At 63.6% G+C, this 15,771-nt stretch carries 13 protein-coding genes; 1 reads left to right on the top strand and 12 read right to left on the bottom strand.

Translation table 11 applies throughout. From position 1 onward, the window contains the following. Window positions 1–51 precede the first annotated feature (51 nt). From trpC to RAC97_RS10235, 3 genes are read right to left on the bottom strand one after another with little or no spacing between them, the layout of a single operon-like run. A complete protein-coding gene (trpC, locus tag RAC97_RS10245) occupies window positions 52–885 on the bottom strand; it encodes an indole-3-glycerol phosphate synthase TrpC (RefSeq protein WP_375099620.1) in 834 nt (277 codons plus the stop codon). Next, window positions 882–1,931 carry an anthranilate phosphoribosyltransferase gene (trpD, locus tag RAC97_RS10240; RefSeq protein WP_375099619.1) on the bottom strand — a complete coding sequence of 350 codons (1,050 nt, stop codon included), beginning with the start codon at window positions 1,929–1,931 and terminating at the stop codon, window positions 882–884. Before trpD ends, trpC begins: the two co-directional genes overlap by 4 nt. Before the next feature lie 9 nt (window positions 1,932–1,940). Beyond that, window positions 1,941–2,534, bottom strand: coding sequence for an aminodeoxychorismate/anthranilate synthase component II (locus RAC97_RS10235; protein ID WP_375099618.1), 594 nt, complete (start codon window positions 2,532–2,534; stop codon window positions 1,941–1,943). A gap of 372 nt (window positions 2,535–2,906) precedes the next feature. On the opposite strand from RAC97_RS10235, the gene estP reads away from it, so the two are divergent. Further along, a complete protein-coding gene (estP, locus tag RAC97_RS10230; RefSeq protein ID WP_375099617.1) occupies window positions 2,907–4,808 on the top strand; it encodes an esterase EstP in 1,902 nt (633 codons plus the stop codon). Window positions 4,809–4,866: 58 nt separating this feature from the next. Here estP and trpE read toward each other — a convergent pair whose 3' ends face one another. The 9 genes from trpE to RAC97_RS10185 form a co-directional block, all read right to left on the bottom strand. After that, entirely contained in the window at window positions 4,867–6,348 is a 1,482-nt protein-coding gene (trpE, locus tag RAC97_RS10225) for an anthranilate synthase component I (RefSeq protein ID WP_375099616.1), read from the bottom strand. A 70-nt stretch (window positions 6,349–6,418) separates the two neighbouring features. After that, window positions 6,419–7,237: a phosphoglycolate phosphatase gene (locus RAC97_RS10220; protein WP_375099615.1), complete on the bottom strand. Its 819-nt coding sequence runs from the start codon at window positions 7,235–7,237 to the stop codon at window positions 6,419–6,421. Then, on the bottom strand, window positions 7,234–7,908 hold the full coding sequence (gene rpe / locus RAC97_RS10215) for a ribulose-phosphate 3-epimerase (protein WP_027917448.1): 675 nt from the start codon (window positions 7,906–7,908) through the stop codon (window positions 7,234–7,236). Before rpe ends, RAC97_RS10220 begins: the two co-directional genes overlap by 4 nt. A 153-nt stretch (window positions 7,909–8,061) precedes the next feature. Continuing rightward, complete coding sequence (locus RAC97_RS10210) at window positions 8,062–8,889, bottom strand: ABC transporter permease (protein ID WP_375099614.1); 828 nt, start codon at window positions 8,887–8,889, stop codon at window positions 8,062–8,064. Window positions 8,890–8,900: 11 nt separating this feature from the next. After that, window positions 8,901–10,148 (bottom strand): ABC transporter permease, encoded by a 1,248-nt coding sequence (locus RAC97_RS10205; protein ID WP_375099613.1) that lies wholly within the window; start codon window positions 10,146–10,148, stop codon window positions 8,901–8,903. A gap of 67 nt (window positions 10,149–10,215) precedes the next feature. Beyond that, complete coding sequence (locus tag RAC97_RS10200) at window positions 10,216–11,250, bottom strand: ABC transporter substrate-binding protein (RefSeq protein WP_375099612.1); 1,035 nt, start codon at window positions 11,248–11,250, stop codon at window positions 10,216–10,218. Between the two features lie 40 nt (window positions 11,251–11,290). Further along, window positions 11,291–12,412, bottom strand: a complete 1,122-nt coding sequence (locus RAC97_RS10195; protein ID WP_375099611.1) for an ABC transporter ATP-binding protein — start codon at window positions 12,410–12,412, stop codon at window positions 11,291–11,293. A 290-nt stretch (window positions 12,413–12,702) separates the two neighbouring features. Continuing rightward, on the bottom strand, window positions 12,703–13,332 hold the full coding sequence (locus RAC97_RS10190) for a response regulator (RefSeq protein ID WP_375099610.1): 630 nt from the start codon (window positions 13,330–13,332) through the stop codon (window positions 12,703–12,705). Then, a complete protein-coding gene (locus RAC97_RS10185; RefSeq protein ID WP_375099609.1) occupies window positions 13,310–15,730 on the bottom strand; it encodes a PAS domain S-box protein in 2,421 nt (806 codons plus the stop codon). The genes RAC97_RS10190 and RAC97_RS10185 overlap by 23 nt, the downstream gene beginning before the upstream one ends. Between the last annotated feature and the right edge of the window lie 41 nt (window positions 15,731–15,771).

Genomic DNA, 15,771 nt, shown 5'->3' with positions numbered 1-15,771 from the left:
GGCATTCCTTTTCAAGGACAAAAAAAACCGGCATACGCCGGCTTTTCTTGATCAGTCCAGAGGTTGAACGGTCTTCTTCACTTGCTCGGGGAAGAACAACCGCTGCAGCTCCAACCCTGGCTGCTCGCCGCGCATGAAGACCTCGCCAACGAGGAACGAGTAGACCTCATTGATCGCCATCAGCTCGACATCCGCCCGGTTTAGAATGCCACTCTCGGTAACGGCCAAGCGGTCGCGCGGGATACGCGGCAGCAGGTCGAGGGTAGTTTCCAGGCTGACTTCGAAAGTGTGCAGGTTGCGGTTGTTGACGCCGATCAGCGGCGTATCGAGGATATTCAGCGCACGCTCCAGCTCATCGTCATCGTGCACTTCGACCAGCACGTCGAGGCCGACCTCCTTGGCTACGCTGGCGAGCTCGGCCATGCGCACGTCATCCAGCGCGGCGACGATCAACAGCACGCAGTCCGCCCCCAAGGCACGGGCTTCCACTACCTGGTACGGGTCGATCAGGAAGTCCTTGCGAATGACCGGCAGGCTGCACGCCGCGCGGGCCTGTTGCAGGTAGGCATCAGCGCCCTGGAAGTAGTCGACATCGGTCAGCACCGACAGGCAGGTAGCCCCACCCTTCTCGTAACTGACGGCGATTTCCGACGGCACGAAGTGCTCGCGGATCACGCCTTTGCTGGGCGAAGCCTTCTTGATTTCGGCAATCACCGCCGGCTGCTTGCGCTTGGCCTGCTGGATGAGTGCATTGGCAAACCCACGAGGCGCATCGGCAGACTTTGCCAGGCGCTCCAGCTCAGCAAGGCTGGTCCGGGCACTGCGCTCGGCCACTTCCTCGAATTTGCGGGCGATGATCTTCTCCAGCACCGTCGGCACGCTCATGCTTCGTTCTCCTGCTTGAATACGGCGGTAAAGGCACCCAGCTCCTGCAGCTTTTCCCAGGCAAGGCCGGTGTGCAGCACATCATGGGCCAGTTCGACGCCCGACTTCAGGCTCATGGCATGGTCAGCCGCATAGAGTGCCGCGCCAGCATTGAGCACGATCATTTCCGCAGCCTTCTGGCCATTTTCGGTCTTGCGGCGGCCCAAAGCATCGCGAATCAGCTCCAGGGAAGCTTGCGCACCTTCAACGGTCAGCCCATGAAGGCTCTGGCTCTTGATACCCAGGTCTTCGGGCTCGACCCAGTACTCGCTGATCTGGTCGTTCTTCAGCTCGGCCACGAAGGTCGGGGCGGCCAGGCTGAACTCGTCAAGGCCATCTTTCGAATGCACCACCAGCACATGCTTGCTGCCCATGCGTTGCAGTACCTCGGCCAGCGGGCGGCACAGCGCCTGGGTGAACACGCCGACCACCTGGTGTTTCACACCGGCCGGATTCGTAAGCGGGCCGAGCATGTTGAACAGCGTGCGTAAACCCAGGTCGCGACGCGGGCCGGCGGCGTGCTTCATGGCGCTGTGATGACACTGCGCGAACATGAAGCCGATACCCAGGCTGTCGATGCAACGAGCGACCTGCACCGGGTTGAGGTTCAAGTAGATACCCGCCGCTTCCAGCAGGTCGGCGCTGCCGCTCTTGCCGGAGACCGCGCGGTTGCCATGCTTGGCCACCGTGCAACCGGCCGCTGCCAGGACGAAGGCAGAGGCAGTGGAAACATTGAAGATATTTGCGCCATCGCCGCCGGTGCCGACGATGTCGACCACGCCATTGAGGCTTTTGAGCTCTACCTTGTCGCACAGCTCGCGCATTACCGAGACGGCGCCGACGATCTCGTCGATGCTCTCGCTCTTCATGCGCATGCCCATCAGGAAGGCACCGATCTGCGCCTCGGTGCATTGGCCGGTCATGATCTGGCGCATGACGTCGCGCATTTCCTCGGTGGACAAGTCCAGGTGGCCGACGATACGGCTCAACGCGCTCTTGATATCCATGTTCGATCCTTAGCGGCGGCCGCCGGTCTGCTTGAGGAAGTTGGCGAACAGCTCGTGGCCCTGCTCGGTCAGGATGGACTCGGGGTGGAATTGCACCCCTTCGATGTTCAGTGTCTTGTGACGCAGCCCCATGATTTCGTCGACCGAGCCATCGGCGTGGGCGGTCCAGGCGGTGACTTCCAGGCACTCCGGCAGGGTTTCGCGCTTGACCACCAGCGAATGGTAGCGGGTGACGGTGAGCGGGTTGTTGAGGCCGGCGAACACGCCGAGATCATGGTGCAGCACCGGGCTGGTCTTGCCATGCATGACCTGGCGGGCACGCACTACATCACCGCCGAAGGCCTGGCCGATGGACTGGTGGCCCAGGCACACGCCAAGGATCGGCAGCTTGCCGGCGAAATGCAGGATCGCCTCGATGGAAACCCCGGCCTCGCTGGGCGTGCAGGGGCCGGGCGAGACGACGATGCGCTCGGGGTTCAGGGCTTCGATCTGGGCGATGGTCAGTTCGTCGTTGCGAATGACCTTGACCTCTGCACCCAGCTCGCCGAGGTACTGCACGACGTTGTAGGTGAAGGAATCGTAATTGTCGATCATCAGTAACATCTGGGTTCAACCTCTTGAATCTACTGACTTTGATTTCGAGCCTTCCAGGCCACCCCAGGCGCGACGAGGCCGTGCGAGGTGAGCGAAACAACGGGGGAAGGCAAACGGGGGCGGGCCGGGCATGCCGGCAAGGATAAAGTCAGGCGCGCCAACGCCAACGGGCGTGGGCCTTGATAACGCGCATCAAGAGTTTGCTGACGATCAACACGGGGAGGTTCTCGCTGGTACGTCCCGGCACAGTAGCCTACCGCGCCCGCAGGCGCAATATGGCCGTAAACACGGGGTAACGAACTGACTTGGCAACCATTCCCTCATTTTTGCTAAGGTCAATCGGCACGACCTGATAAAAACAACGAAAAGGAATTTCAAGACATGCGACAGCCACCATTGCTGCGCTCTGCTTTATGCATTCTCACCCTGGCCTGTAGCCAGGCCATCGCCGCCCCCTCCCCCTACTCCACGCTTATCGTCTTTGGCGACAGCTTGAGCGATGCCGGGCAGTTCCCCGACCTGACCGGCGGTACGCCTGGCATGCGTTTCACCAACCGCGATGCCGACGGCAACTACGCGCCGGTCTCGCCGATGATCCTCGGCGCCAGGCTGGGGGTTTCCAACACGGAATTGGGGCCCTCAACCTCAAGACGAAATGCCGACCTTGGTCTGCCTGATGGTAATAACTGGGCAGTGGGTGGCTATACCACCCAGCAGATCCTCGATTCGATCACCGAGACCTCCGAAGCGGTGATCCCGGCGGGATATCCTTTTGCTGGGTTCGTCCTGCGCGACCGCCCCGGCTACCTGGCCAACGGCATGCGTGCAGACCCCAACGCCCTCTACTACATCACCGGCGGCGGCAACGACTTCCTCCAGGGCCTGGTCACCAGCCCGCAAACCGCCGCCGCAGCGGGCGCACGCTTGGCTGCCAGCGCCCAAGCGCTGCAACAGGGGGGCGCACGCTACATCATGGTCTGGCTGCTGCCCGACCTCGGCCAGACGCCGAACTTCAACGGCACGCCGCAGCAAGGCCCACTGTCACAGCTGTCGAGCGTGTTCAACCAGTCACTGGTGAACCAGCTCGGGCAGATCGACGCCGAAGTCATCCCGCTCAACATTCCCATGCTGTTGAACGAGGCATTGGCCGACCCGGCCCAATTCGGCCTCGCCACCGGGCAGAACCTGGTGGGCACCTGCTACAGCGGCGACAGTTGCGTCGAGAACCCGGTCTACGGCATCAATGGCACCACGCCCGACCCCACCAAGCTTCTGTTCAACGACTCTGTGCACCCGACTATCGCCGGCCAACTGCTGATTGCCGACTACGGCTATTCGATCCTCGCCGCCCCCTGGGAGCTGACACTATTGCCAGAAATTGCCCACGCCAGCCTGCGTGCGCACCAAGACGAACTGCGCAACCAATGGCAAGCACCCTGGCAGTCGGTCGGCCAGTGGCAGCCATTCGTGGCCACCGGCGCGCAGGGTCTGGACTTTGACGGCCAGGGCAGCGCAAGCAGCGGCGATGGTCGCGGCTACAACCTGACCCTGGGCGGCAGCTATCGCTTCGACGACGCCTGGCGAGTCGGCCTGGCAGGTGGGGTGTACCGACAGAAACTGGAAATCGGAGAGTACGACTCGGACTACAAGCTCGACAGCTACCTGGCCAGTGCCTTCGTGCAGTTCCGCCAGCAACGCTGGTGGGCGGACGCCGCGCTAACGATCGGCCACCTGGACTACCACGACCTCGAGCGCACCTTCGCCCTGGGCGTGAACGAACGCAGCGAGAAAGGTGACACCGACGGCGATGCATGGGCGCTCAGTGGCCGCCTGGGCTATAACCTGGCGGCCGAGGACAGCCGGTGGCAGCTGGCGCCGTTCATCAGCGCCGACTACGCGCGGGTCAAGGTGGATGCTTATGACGAGGACAGTGACCGCTCCACCGCGTTGGGTTTCGAGGATCAGAAACGGACGTCGCGCAGGTTGGGCGCAGGGCTGCTGGGTAGCGTGCAAGTGACGCCGGGCACCCGACTGTTCGCCGAAGTGGCGCGTGAGCACGAGTTCGAGGACGACCGCCAAGACCTGACCATGCACCTGACCAGCCTGCCGGACAACGACTTCACCCTGACCGGCTACACCCCGAACAGCAACCTGACCCGCGCCAGCCTGGGGTTGACCCACGAGCTGGCACCCGGGGTGAGCCTTCGGGGCAATTACAACTGGCGCAAGAGCGATGAACTGAAGCAACAGGGGGTCAGCTTGGCGCTAAGCCTGGACTTCTAATCGGTACCCTCGCTGCAAAAACGAACGGCGCTCACCAGGAGCGCCGTTTGTTCATTCATCAACCGCGTGGCGTCTGTTCCGCAAGCGCCACCGCGCGGAACATCGCGCGGCGCTTGTTGATGGTCTCTTCCCATTCCAGCGCGGGCACCGAGTCGGCGACGATGCCGCCACCGGCCTGCACATGCAGTTCGCCGTCCTTGATCACTGCGGTACGGATGGCAATCGCGGTGTCCATGTTGCCGTTCCAGGCCAAGTAACCCACGGCGCCGCCGTAGACGCCACGCTTGACCGGCTCCAGCTCGTCGATGATCTCCATCGCGCGGATCTTCGGTGCGCCAGACAACGTACCCGCCGGCAGAATAGCCCGAAGCGCGTCCATGGCAGTCAGGCCTTCGGCCAATTGGCCGGTGACGTTGGAGACGATGTGCATGACGTTGGAATAGCGCTCGATCACCATCTTCTCGGTCAGACGGACGCTGCCGGTGGACGATACCCGGCCCACGTCGTTGCGCCCCAGGTCGATGAGCATCAAGTGCTCGGCGATTTCCTTGTCATCCGACAGCAGGTCGTCTTCCAGCGCCCGGTCAGCTTCCTCGGTGGCGCCGCGCGGGCGGGTGCCGGCGATTGGGCGAACGGTGACCAGGTTGTCCTCGACACGCACCAATACTTCGGGCGAGCTGCCGACCACATGGAAGTCGCCGAAGTTGAAGAAATACATGTACGGCGTCGGGTTGAAGCAGCGCAGCGCCCGGTACAGGTCGATGGGCGCGGCCTTGAAATCGATGGACATGCGCTGCGACGGCACCACCTGCATGCAGTCGCCCGCCAGGATGTACTCCTTGATACGGCCTACCGCGTCCTCGTAGTCCTCGCGGGTGTAGCTGGAGCGGAACGCAGGCTCCGCCGGCATCGGGCCGCCCAGGTCGAGGCCGCGGCGTGGGGTGATCGGCTGGCGCAGTTTGTCCAGCAGGCTTTCCAGCTGCGCGTGGCCTTGCTCGAAAGCCTGTTCCTGCGAGGGGTCGACCAGCACGATCGCGTGCATCTTGCCGGCCAGGTTGTCGAATACAACCACCGCATCGGAGACCATCAGCAGGATATCCGGCACACCCAGCGGGTCGGGGTTGGGGCTGGCGCCCAGGCGTTTTTCCACGTAGCGCACGCAGTCGTAGCCGAAGTAACCCACCAGGCCGCCATTGAAACGCGGCAAGCCGGGAATGTCAGCGACCTTGTAGCGGTCCTTGAAGGTTTCGACGAAGGCCAGTGGGTCTTCGACCTCGTGGCGCTCCACCTCGACGCCATCCTGCAGGATGCTCACCTGGTAGCCATGCACCCGCAGCACCGTGCGCGACGGCAGGCCGATCATCGAGTAACGGCCCCACTTCTCGCCGCCCTGCACAGACTCGAGCAGGTAGGAGTTGGGTTGGTCGGCGAGCTTCAGGTAGATCGACAGCGGGGTGTCGAAGTCGGCCAGGGTTTCACAGGCCAGGGGAATGCGGTTGTAGCCGGCAGTGGCCAGGCGCAGGAATTCTTCGCGGGTCATGGGTAGCCTCGTGGCAAGCAGCAATGGGGTGGGCAAGCGGACGGGCCGGCAAGGGGCCGGCAAGCGGAAGTCAGGCGCGCCAGCGCCAGCGGGCCAGGGCCTTGATGACTTTCATCCAGAATTTGCCGGTAACCACCACAGCGGGCTCTCTGCTTTGTGAGGCTTGAAGGTGCGCCAACGTTATCCCAGTGTCGGTGACGACGCAACCGGGCAACAGCAGGCGCAGGTCGTCGAGTACCAGGCTGGGCGATTCCTCGTGGATCGGTCGCCCATGGTTGTAGCCATAGCTCAGCCCCACGCACTTCACCCCCGCCGCTTGCGCCGCCAGTACGTCGCTGCGCGAGTCGCCGACAAACAGCGCCTGCTCGGGCGTCACGCCGGCCATTTTCATCACGAACAGCAACGCCGCAGGGTCGGGCTTTTTCTGTGGCAGGGTATCGCCGCCGACGATCCAGCGGAAATAGCGACCGATTTTCATCTGGTCCAGCAGCGGGCCGACGAAGCGCTCGGGCTTGTTGGTGATCAGCGCCATTTCCACACCCTGCTTGCGTAGCCAGCGCAGGGTGTCGCGCACACCGGGGTAGACCACGGTGAGCTCGTGGCTGTCGGCGTACGCGTCCATGAACAGCTCCAGCGCGCGCTCGGCCAGTTCGTCATCGACCTGGTCGTGCTCGATGTCGCCGGCCAGGGCCCGGCGCACCAGCACCTGGGCACCGTTGCCGACCCAGTGGCGCACGGCCTCCAGGCCTGCGGCGGGGCGTCCGAGTTCGAGCAGCATGCGGTCGACCGCGGCGGCCAAGTCGGGGACAGAGTCGATCAGGGTGCCATCCAGATCGAACATCACCAGCCTGGGCAGCGTCCCGGGGAACAGCTGCTCGAAGCCGCTCATGGGCGAGCCTGGGCCAGCTCGGCGCGCATCTTGGCGATGACTTCCTGGTAGTCGGGAGCGTTGAAGATCGCCGAACCGGCCACGAAGGTATCGGCGCCTGCAGCGGCTATCTCGCGGATGTTGTTGACGTTGACGCCGCCGTCGATCTCCAGGCGGATATCACGACCACTGGCATCGATCAGTGCGCGGGCCTCGCGCAGCTTGTCGAGGGTGCCGGGGATGAACTTCTGCCCGCCAAAGCCTGGGTTGACGCTCATCAGCAGGACCATGTCGACCTTGTCCATCACGTACTTGAGGGCATCCAGACTGGTGGCAGGGTTGAACACCAGGCCGGCCTTGCAGCCGCCGTCCTTGATCAGTTGCAGCGAACGGTCGATGTGCTGGGAGGCTTCCGGGTGGAAGGTGATGTAGGTGGCGCCGGCCTCGATGAAGTCGCCGATGATGCGGTCGACCGGGCTGACCATCAGGTGCACGTCGATAGGCGCGGTCACGCCGTACTTGCGCAGGGCAGTGCAGACCATCGGGCCGATGGTCAGGTTGGGCACGTAGTGGTTGTCCATCACATCGAAGTGGACGATGTCGGCGCCAGCGGCGAGCACCTTGTCGACATCCTCGCCCAGGCGGGCGAAATCGGCAGAGAGAATCGAGGGGGCAATAGCGTAGGGCTGCATGGCGCACCTGTTGGCAGAATCACGGTGGCGCGCATTGTACCCCAGGCGGGTAGATCGGGGCTGATTGGTATCAAAGAGCGGCGCAGGGTGCCTGAACGTGCTCTGCCGGTACCGATCCTTTCGCGGCGGTTCGCCGCGAAAGGATCGGTGCGTTCAGTCAGGCTGCTGGGTCCGCAGCTTCTCGCTACGCCCGCGCAACCACTCAAGGGTCAGCAGAAGCACCACCGAGAACACAATCAGCAAGGTGGCGGCAGCAGCAATGGTCGGGCTCAGGTTCTCTCGAATACCGCTGAACATCTGCCGTGGCAGGGTCGCCTGCTCGGGGCCGGCGAGGAACAGCGTCACCACCACTTCATCGAACGAGGTGGCGAAGGCGAACAGCGCGCCGGAGATCACACCAGGGGCGATCAGCGGCAAGGTCACCCGGCGGAAGGCCATCAACGGAGAAGCACCGAGGCTGGCCGCCGCGCGCACCAGGTTGTAGTTGAACCCCTGCAAGGTGGCCGACACCGTAATGATGACGAACGGTACGCCCAGCACCGCATGCACCAGGATCAACGAAATGAAGCTGTTGCCCATGCCCAGCGGAGCGAAGAACAGGTAGCTGGCGACGCCGATGATCACCACAGGAACGACCATCGGTGAAATCACCAAGGCCATCACCAACGACTTGCCGGGGAAATCCCCACGGGTCAGGCCAATTGCCGCCAGGGTACCGAACACCATGGCCAGCACCGTGGCCGCCGGGGCGACGATGATGCTGTTCTTCAGGGCGCGCATCCATTCGGCCGAGGCGAAGAAGTCCTGGTACCACTGCAGCGAGAAGCCTTGCAGCGGGTACACCAGGAAGCTGCCGCTGTTGAACGATAGCGGCACGATCACCAACACCGGCAGCACCAGGAACAGCAGGATCAAACCGCAGAGAATACGCAGGCTGTAGAACCAGACCCGCTCCACGGGCGACATGTAAGGGCTCAGCATGACAAGGCTCCTCAGCTCAGGCGCAGGCGGCTGGCGCCGACCAGCCAGCTATAGATCAGGTACAGCAGCACGGTCGCCAGCAGCAACAGTCCGCCCAGTGCGGTGGCCATGCCCCAGTTGATGCTGGTGTTGGTGTAGAACGCGACGAAGTAGCTGACCATCTGGTCGTTCGGGCTGCCGAGCAACGCCGGGGTGATGTAGTAGCCGATGGCCAGGATGAACACCAGTAGGCAACCAGCGCCAACGCCGGCATAGGTCTGTGGGAAATACACCCGCCAGAAACTGGCGAAAGGATGGCAGCCCAGGGAAATCGCCGCACGCATGTAGCTGGGCGAGATGCCCTTCATCACGCTGTACAGCGGCAGGATCATGAACGGCAGCAGGATGTGGACCATGGAGATGTACACACCGGTGCGGTTGAACACCAACTCCAGCGGCTCATCGATGATGCCGATGGCAATCAGTGCGCTGTTGATCAGCCCGCCCGATTGCAGCAGCACGATCCACGCCGCCACCCGCACCAGGATCGAGGTCCAGAACGGCAACAGCACCAGGATCATCAGCAGGTTGCTCTGCCGGGTCGGCAGGTTGGCCAGCAGGTACGCCAGTGGGTAGGCCAACAGCAGGCAGATTGCCGTGATCACCACGCCCATCCACAAGGTACGGGCGAAGATGTCCAGGTAGATGGCCTGGTCCGGTGTGGTCTTGGCCAGCTCACCCAGGTCATCGATGCGATGATCCAGCGAAGCCAGCAGGTAGAACGGGGTCACCTCGCTGGTGTTACGGCGAATCGCCTGCCAGTAAGCCGGGTCACCCCAGCGCTCGTCGAGGGTTTGCAGGGCTTCTTTATAGGAAGCCGGTTCGGTCTTGAACGGCAATGCGCGTGCTGTCTTGGACAGCAGGCTGCGGTAGCCGGCCAGTTCCATGTTCAGGCGCTTGGATAGCTCGCCCAGGGTCTGGTTCTTGCGCGATTCGGCCAAATCCTCGCTGAGGGCCTTGTACACCGCCTCGCCGGGCAGGCTCTTACCGTCCCACTGCGAGACCGCCTCGACGGTACGCGGCAAGCCCGCGACCACCTCGGGGTTTTCGACGCTCTTGTACAGAAGCGCTGCGATCGGCACGAGGAACACCAGCAGCAGGAACAGCGCCAGCGGCGCGATCAATGCCTGGGCCTTCCAGCGGTTGACCCGTTCGGCGCGCTTGAGGCGCTGCTTGAGACTTGGACCTGCGCCTTCATTCAGGGGCACTGCAATGGCCATGGCGAACTCCGAAAAACACAGAAAACGAGGGAGCGCCGGCTAAGCCCCGGCGCTCCTTTGAGGCGCGTTACTTCTTCGCCGCCCAGGCGTTGAAGCGTTGCTCCAGCTGCTCGCTGTTGTCGGCCCAGAAGGCCACGTCGATCTGCACCTGGTTGGCAATGTTCTCAGGCGTGGTCGGCATGTCCTTCTTCACCTCGTCCGACAGCAGTTCGATGGCCTTGGCGTTGGCCGGGCCGTAGGCGATGTTCTCGGAGTAGGTCTTCTGCTGCGCCGGTTGCACGGTATAGGCGATGAACTTCTTCGCCTCTTCAACGTTCTTCGCACCCTTCGGAATGGCCCAGGCGTCGAAGTCATAGATCCCGCCGTTCCACACCACCTTCAGGTTGCTGTCCTTCTGCACCGCAGCGATACGACCGTTGTAGGCCGAGCTCATGACCACGTCACCCGAGGCCAGGTACTGCGGAGGCTGGGCGCCGGCTTCCCACCACTGGATGCTCGGCTTGAGCTCGTCGAGCTTCTTGAAGGCGCGGTCTACACCAGCTTTGGTGCTCAGCACCTCGTAGACTTTCTTGGGTTCCACGCCGTCGGCCATCAGGGCGAATTCCAAGGTGTACTTGGCGCCCTTGCGCAGGCCGCGCTTGCCGGGGAATTTCTTGGTGTCCCAGAAATCGGCCCAGCTGGTAGGCGCGGTCTGGAGCTTGTCGGCGTTGTAGGCCAGCACCGTGGACCACACGAAGAAGCCCACGCCACAGCCCTGGATCGCACCGGGTACATAATCGGCCTGGTTGCCGAACGGCGCAGGGTCGAGTTCCTCGAACATGCCCTCCTGGCAACCACGCTCCAGCTCTGGCGACTCCACCTCCACCAGGTCCCACGATACGCTCTTGGTATCGACCATGGCTTTCACCTTGGCCATTTCGCCGTTGTATTCCCCAGCGATGATCTTGCCCTTGCCGGCCTTTTCCCAAGGCTCATAGAACGCCTTGACCTGGGCCGCCTTGTTGGCACCGCCGAACGACACCACGGTGAGGTCCGCAGCCATGGCCTGGCCTGCCGCGAACAGCCCCAGTGCCAGGGCGGTCAGTTTCAACTGCTTGCGCATTATTATTCTCTCCACAGTACAGGGTTGGTGAAGCACACCATCAATGGGCTTGAGCAATCGGATCGAGCGCGCGAGCGTGCTCCACCTCCCAGCCAAGCGGTACCACATCACCCACGGCCAGGGCCGGGTCGAGCTCGGCAATCGGCTGCTTCACGAAGAAGTCGGCCTTGCCGCAAACCTCCAGGCGCACACGTACGTGGTCGCCCAGGTAGATGAACTCGGCCACGCGGCCGGAGAAACGGTTTACGCAATGTTCGCTGTGGCCATTGAGGCGCACGCGTTCAGGGCGGATGGACAAGGTCACGGGTTCTCCGGCCTGGCCGACATTCACCGCCAGCGCCTCGACTTTCTCGCCCCGTGCCAGTTGCACCAGGCAGCGCTCGCCGTTTTGCGACAACAAGGTGCCGTTGAGGCGGTTGTTCTCGCCGATGAAGTTGGCGACAAAGGTGTTGCACGGCGCTTCATAGAGCGTACGGGGGTCGGCGATCTGCTGGATCTCACCCTGGTGGAACACCGCCACGCGGTCGGACATGGTCAACGCCTCGCCCTGGTCATGGGTCACGTACACCACGGTCACACCCAGGCGCTGGTGGATGTGCTTGATCTCCATCTGCATGTGTTCGCGCAGTTGCTTGTCCAGCGCGCCGAGCGGCTCGTCCATCAGCACCAGCTGCGGCTCGAAAACCAGTGCGCGAGCCAGGGCCACGCGCTGCTGCTGACCACCGGACAACTGGCCGGGGTAGCGCTTGGCGAAGGCGTCGAGCTGGACCATGTTCAGCACGCGCTTGACCCGCTCGCTGATGTCGGTCTTGCTGAGGTTGCGCACGGTCAGGGGGAAGGCCAGGTTCTCGGCCACGGTCATGTGCGGGAACAGCGCGTAGTTCTGAAACACCATGCCAATGTCGCGCTTGTGCGGCGGCACGTTGTTGATCGAGCGCCCGCCCAGCTGGATCTCGCCAGCGGTGGGGGTCTCGAAGCCAGCCAGCATCATCAGGCTGGTGGTCTTGCCGGAGCCGGACGGGCCGAGCAGGGTGAGGAACTCACCCTTGCGGATGTCCAGGTTCAGATCCTTGACGATCAGCGATTCGCCGTCGTAGCTCTTTTGCACGCCACGAAAACTGACCAGCGTTTCGCTGGCAGCGTTCGAATTCACCTCGCTCATGCCTGCACCTTCTTGTTGGAATGACTGCGTAGGCAAAGAGTAGGAAAACCGCGAGAACCCGAAAATCGGGGGTGCTGAGAGAATGCCATCATCCAGATGGAAGATTGTTTGTAGGGATTGCCCTACAAGGATGGCGGGATTGGGATGTTCGCCTGAAGCTGGCGCAGAACCTGAGCGGGCTTGTCCGCGAATACGCCAGCGCGGATACCGCGATTAGCCGGCATGGCCTGGTCGCGGGCAAGCCCGCTTCTACAGAGAGCGATGGCATGCAGCTGTCGCAACCAGAACAGTCACACCAGCTTGTGTTCCATGGCGTACTTCACCAGCTCCGCCAGCGAGTTGACCTTGAGCTTCTGCATCAGCCGCGCCTTGTGGGTGCTGATGGTCTTGCTCGACAGCGCCAACTGCTGGGCGATGTCATTGACGTTGGCGCCCTGGGCCAGGCGTTCGAAGACCGAGAATTCGCGTTCCGATAGCAGCGTGTGCAGCGGTCGGGTCTCGGTCAGGCCGACCTCGAAGACCATGCGGTCGGCCAGCGCCGGGTCGATGTAGCGCCCGCCCCCGGCCACCCGGCGAATGGCGGTAAGCAGCAGCGCCGGGTCGCTGTCCTTGGTGGCGTACCCAGCGGCGCCGGCCTTTAGCGCCCGAGCGGCCATCTGCGCCTCGTCGTGCATCGACAGCACCAGGATCGCCGGCGGGCTGGTCAGGGCGCGAATCCGCGGGATCGCCTCCAGGCCGTTCACCCCCGGCATCGAGATGTCCAGCAGCACCACCTCGCAGGGCGTGTGGCGCAACGTGTCGAGCAACTGCTCGCCATTGCCGGCCTCGCCCGCCACCTGCATGTCCTTGGCCAGGCCGATCAACTGCTTGATGCCTTCGCGGACGATGGTGTGGTCTTCAGCCACCAGCACTCGAATCACGCTCAATCTCCTGCTTCAAAGGAATGGTCACGCTCAGGCTGGTGCCCTCGCCTGGCTCGCTGTCCAAGGTTACGCTGCCACCAAGCATCAACGCCCGCTCGCGCATGCCCACCAGGCCGAAGGAGCTCGGGCGGGCCTGCTCGGGGCTGAAACCGGCACCATCATCGATCACCGTCAGGCGCAGCCGGTTTCCTTCGAGGGCCAGCTCGATCTGCACAGTGTGCGCCTGGGCATGGCGCATCACGTTGGTCAGCGCCTCCTGGAGGATACGGAACAACCCGGTAGCCTTGGCCTCGCTCAATGCTGGCAGATTATCCGGCACCTGCACCAGGCAGGGTATCTGCGTGCGCGCCTCGAAGCGACGGGCTTGCCATTCGATGGCCGAGGCGATGCCCGCGTCGAGAATCGGCGGGCGCAGGGCGGTGGCGACATCGCGCACCAGCTGGAACAATTGCGCGATCAGGCGCTTCATGCTCGACAGGCGCTCGTTCAGGCCCGGGTCAAGCTCGGCGAAGGCCAGCTCGCACATCGACACCTCCAGCTTGAGCACGGTGAGCATCTGCCCCAGTTCGTCGTGCACTTCACGGGCAATGCGGGCTTTTTCCTCCTCGCGCACGCTCTCCAGGTGCGCTGACAGCTCACGCAGCTGCTCCTGGGAGCGCGCCAACTCGAGCTCGGCGCGCTTGCCTTGAGTGATGTCCCAGACCACCCCGTCCCAGACCATCCGCCCATCGCCCAGGCGCCGGGTACTGGCCTTGATGTCGGCCCAGCGCTGCTCGCCTTGGCGCGTGACGATGCGCCCTTGCCAGGACCAATCCTGGTCGCTGGCCAGGGCCAGGTCCTGCACGCGGTGGTAGTCGGCCCGGTCGTCGGGGTGCACCAGGTTGCGCAGGCCCATGTCCGGGTGCTGGATTTCGCCAGGCGAGTAGCCCACCAGCGCCTCGCTGCCTTCGCTGATGTAGGGGAACTCCAGGCCACCTTCGCTGGGGTCGCGCTCCAGGCGGAACACCAGCCCCGGTACGTTGCCAGCGATGCCCTTCAGGCGCGCCTCGCTCTCGCGCAAGGCCGCCAGGGCACGGAGGCGTTCGGTGATGTCGGTGAGGAACAGCACCAGGTACTCGGCATCGCGAAAACGCACGAAGCTCAGCGACAGCTCCACCGGAAGCAAGCTCCCGTCGGCGCAGCGGCAAAGGGTTTCGAAGGGTTCCGTACCGCCTTCGCCGGCCCTGGCACGCTTCCACAGCTCGAGCCAGCGGTCCATGTGCAGGTTGGGCTCGATGTCGATCAGCGGCCGCTCCAACAACTCGCCCTCGCCAAACCCCAGCATGCGCTCGGCGGCATGGTTGGCATAGCGCACGTGGCTGTCCCAGTGCACCCAGAAGATGCCCACGGTGCTCTGGTCGAGGGAGAACTGGCTCAGGCGCAAGGCTTCTTCGCGGGCCTGGCGTTCTGCCAGGCTTTCGCGGGCAGCCAGCAGGCTGCGCTCCAGGCGGCGCTGTTGGCGGCGCTGCATGCTCAGGGCCAACAACGCACACACCAGCAACAGACCGAACAACAGGGCAAGGTTCTGCCAGAAGCCCGGCGACTCGCTCAGGCGCGGGTACTTGGGTTGCAGCCAGCGCTGGTGCAATTGCTCCAGCTCCTTGGCCGGCATGGCCTGCAGGCCACGTTCGAGCACATCGGCCAACAGCGGCCAGTCCTTGCGCGAGCCAATGCGCAACAACTGTGGCAGGCCGATGTCGCCGACCACCGCCAGTTCGCCGAACTCGCTCTCGCGTGAAAGCCGACTCAGCTGCGCTTCGTCCAGCACCGCATAGCTCGCCTGGCCGCCCACCACCAGTTGCAAGGCCTCGCGCTCGCTGGGTACGCCTTGCAAGTTGAGGTTGCTGTAGTTGCCGCGCAGGTAATCGGCCAGGACGCTGGGCATGCGCACCGCCACCCGATCGCTGGCCCCCAGTCGTTCGAGGTCGACCGCCAACGCTCCGCTGCGCGGGCCGACCACCAACTGCGGAACGCGCATGTAGGGGTCGCTGAACAGCCATAGGCGCAGGCTGGCCGGGGTCTGAGTGAGGCCCGGCGCAAAGTCGACCTCACCCGCTTGCAGGGCGTGCTCCAGCGCAGCCTGGTCGCCGAAGTTGCGCCAGGTCAGGTCCAGCCCGAGCGCTCGCGCCAACCACCCCACCAGCTCGACATTCGCCCCATACAATTGCTGCAGGCGCCGGTCGAACTGCGCATAGGGCGCTTGCAGCACCAGCCCCACCCGCAGGCTGCGGTGGCTGTCCAGCCACTCTTGCTGCGAGGCCTCCAACGCCACAGGCGGCGGCCCCTCGGGCTTGGCCAAGGCGATCAAGGGCAGCCACAACCAGCCGATAACCAACAGGCAACGCACTCGCTTCATCGACACACTCGTCTTGGCAAAGACCGCCACTACGTGGCCGT

This window comes from Pseudomonas sp. LS_2 (assembly GCF_042709235.1).
Lineage (GTDB): Bacteria > Pseudomonadota > Gammaproteobacteria > Pseudomonadales > Pseudomonadaceae > Aquipseudomonas.
This window is presented reverse-complemented; position numbering and strand designations above follow the sequence as displayed.

Coding starts and splice junctions, on each gene's coding strand:
- RAC97_RS10210 (WP_375099614.1), bottom strand. CDS start 8,889: ATGCTGAGCCCTTACATGTCGCCCGTGGAGCGGGTCTGGTTCTACAGC.
- trpE (WP_375099616.1), bottom strand. CDS start 6,348: ATGACCCGCGAAGAATTCCTGCGCCTGGCCACTGCCGGCTACAACCGC.
- RAC97_RS10205 (WP_375099613.1), bottom strand. CDS start 10,148: ATGGCCATTGCAGTGCCCCTGAATGAAGGCGCAGGTCCAAGTCTCAAG.
- RAC97_RS10220 (WP_375099615.1), bottom strand. CDS start 7,237: ATGAGCGGCTTCGAGCAGCTGTTCCCCGGGACGCTGCCCAGGCTGGTG.
- RAC97_RS10185 (WP_375099609.1), bottom strand. CDS start 15,730: ATGAAGCGAGTGCGTTGCCTGTTGGTTATCGGCTGGTTGTGGCTGCCC.
- RAC97_RS10200 (WP_375099612.1), bottom strand. CDS start 11,250: ATGCGCAAGCAGTTGAAACTGACCGCCCTGGCACTGGGGCTGTTCGCG.
- rpe (WP_027917448.1), bottom strand. CDS start 7,908: ATGCAGCCCTACGCTATTGCCCCCTCGATTCTCTCTGCCGATTTCGCC.
- RAC97_RS10195 (WP_375099611.1), bottom strand. CDS start 12,412: ATGAGCGAGGTGAATTCGAACGCTGCCAGCGAAACGCTGGTCAGTTTT.
- RAC97_RS10235 (WP_375099618.1), bottom strand. CDS start 2,534: ATGTTACTGATGATCGACAATTACGATTCCTTCACCTACAACGTCGTG.
- estP (WP_375099617.1), top strand. CDS start 2,907: ATGCGACAGCCACCATTGCTGCGCTCTGCTTTATGCATTCTCACCCTG.
- trpC (WP_375099620.1), bottom strand. CDS start 885: ATGAGCGTGCCGACGGTGCTGGAGAAGATCATCGCCCGCAAATTCGAG.
- trpD (WP_375099619.1), bottom strand. CDS start 1,931: ATGGATATCAAGAGCGCGTTGAGCCGTATCGTCGGCCACCTGGACTTG.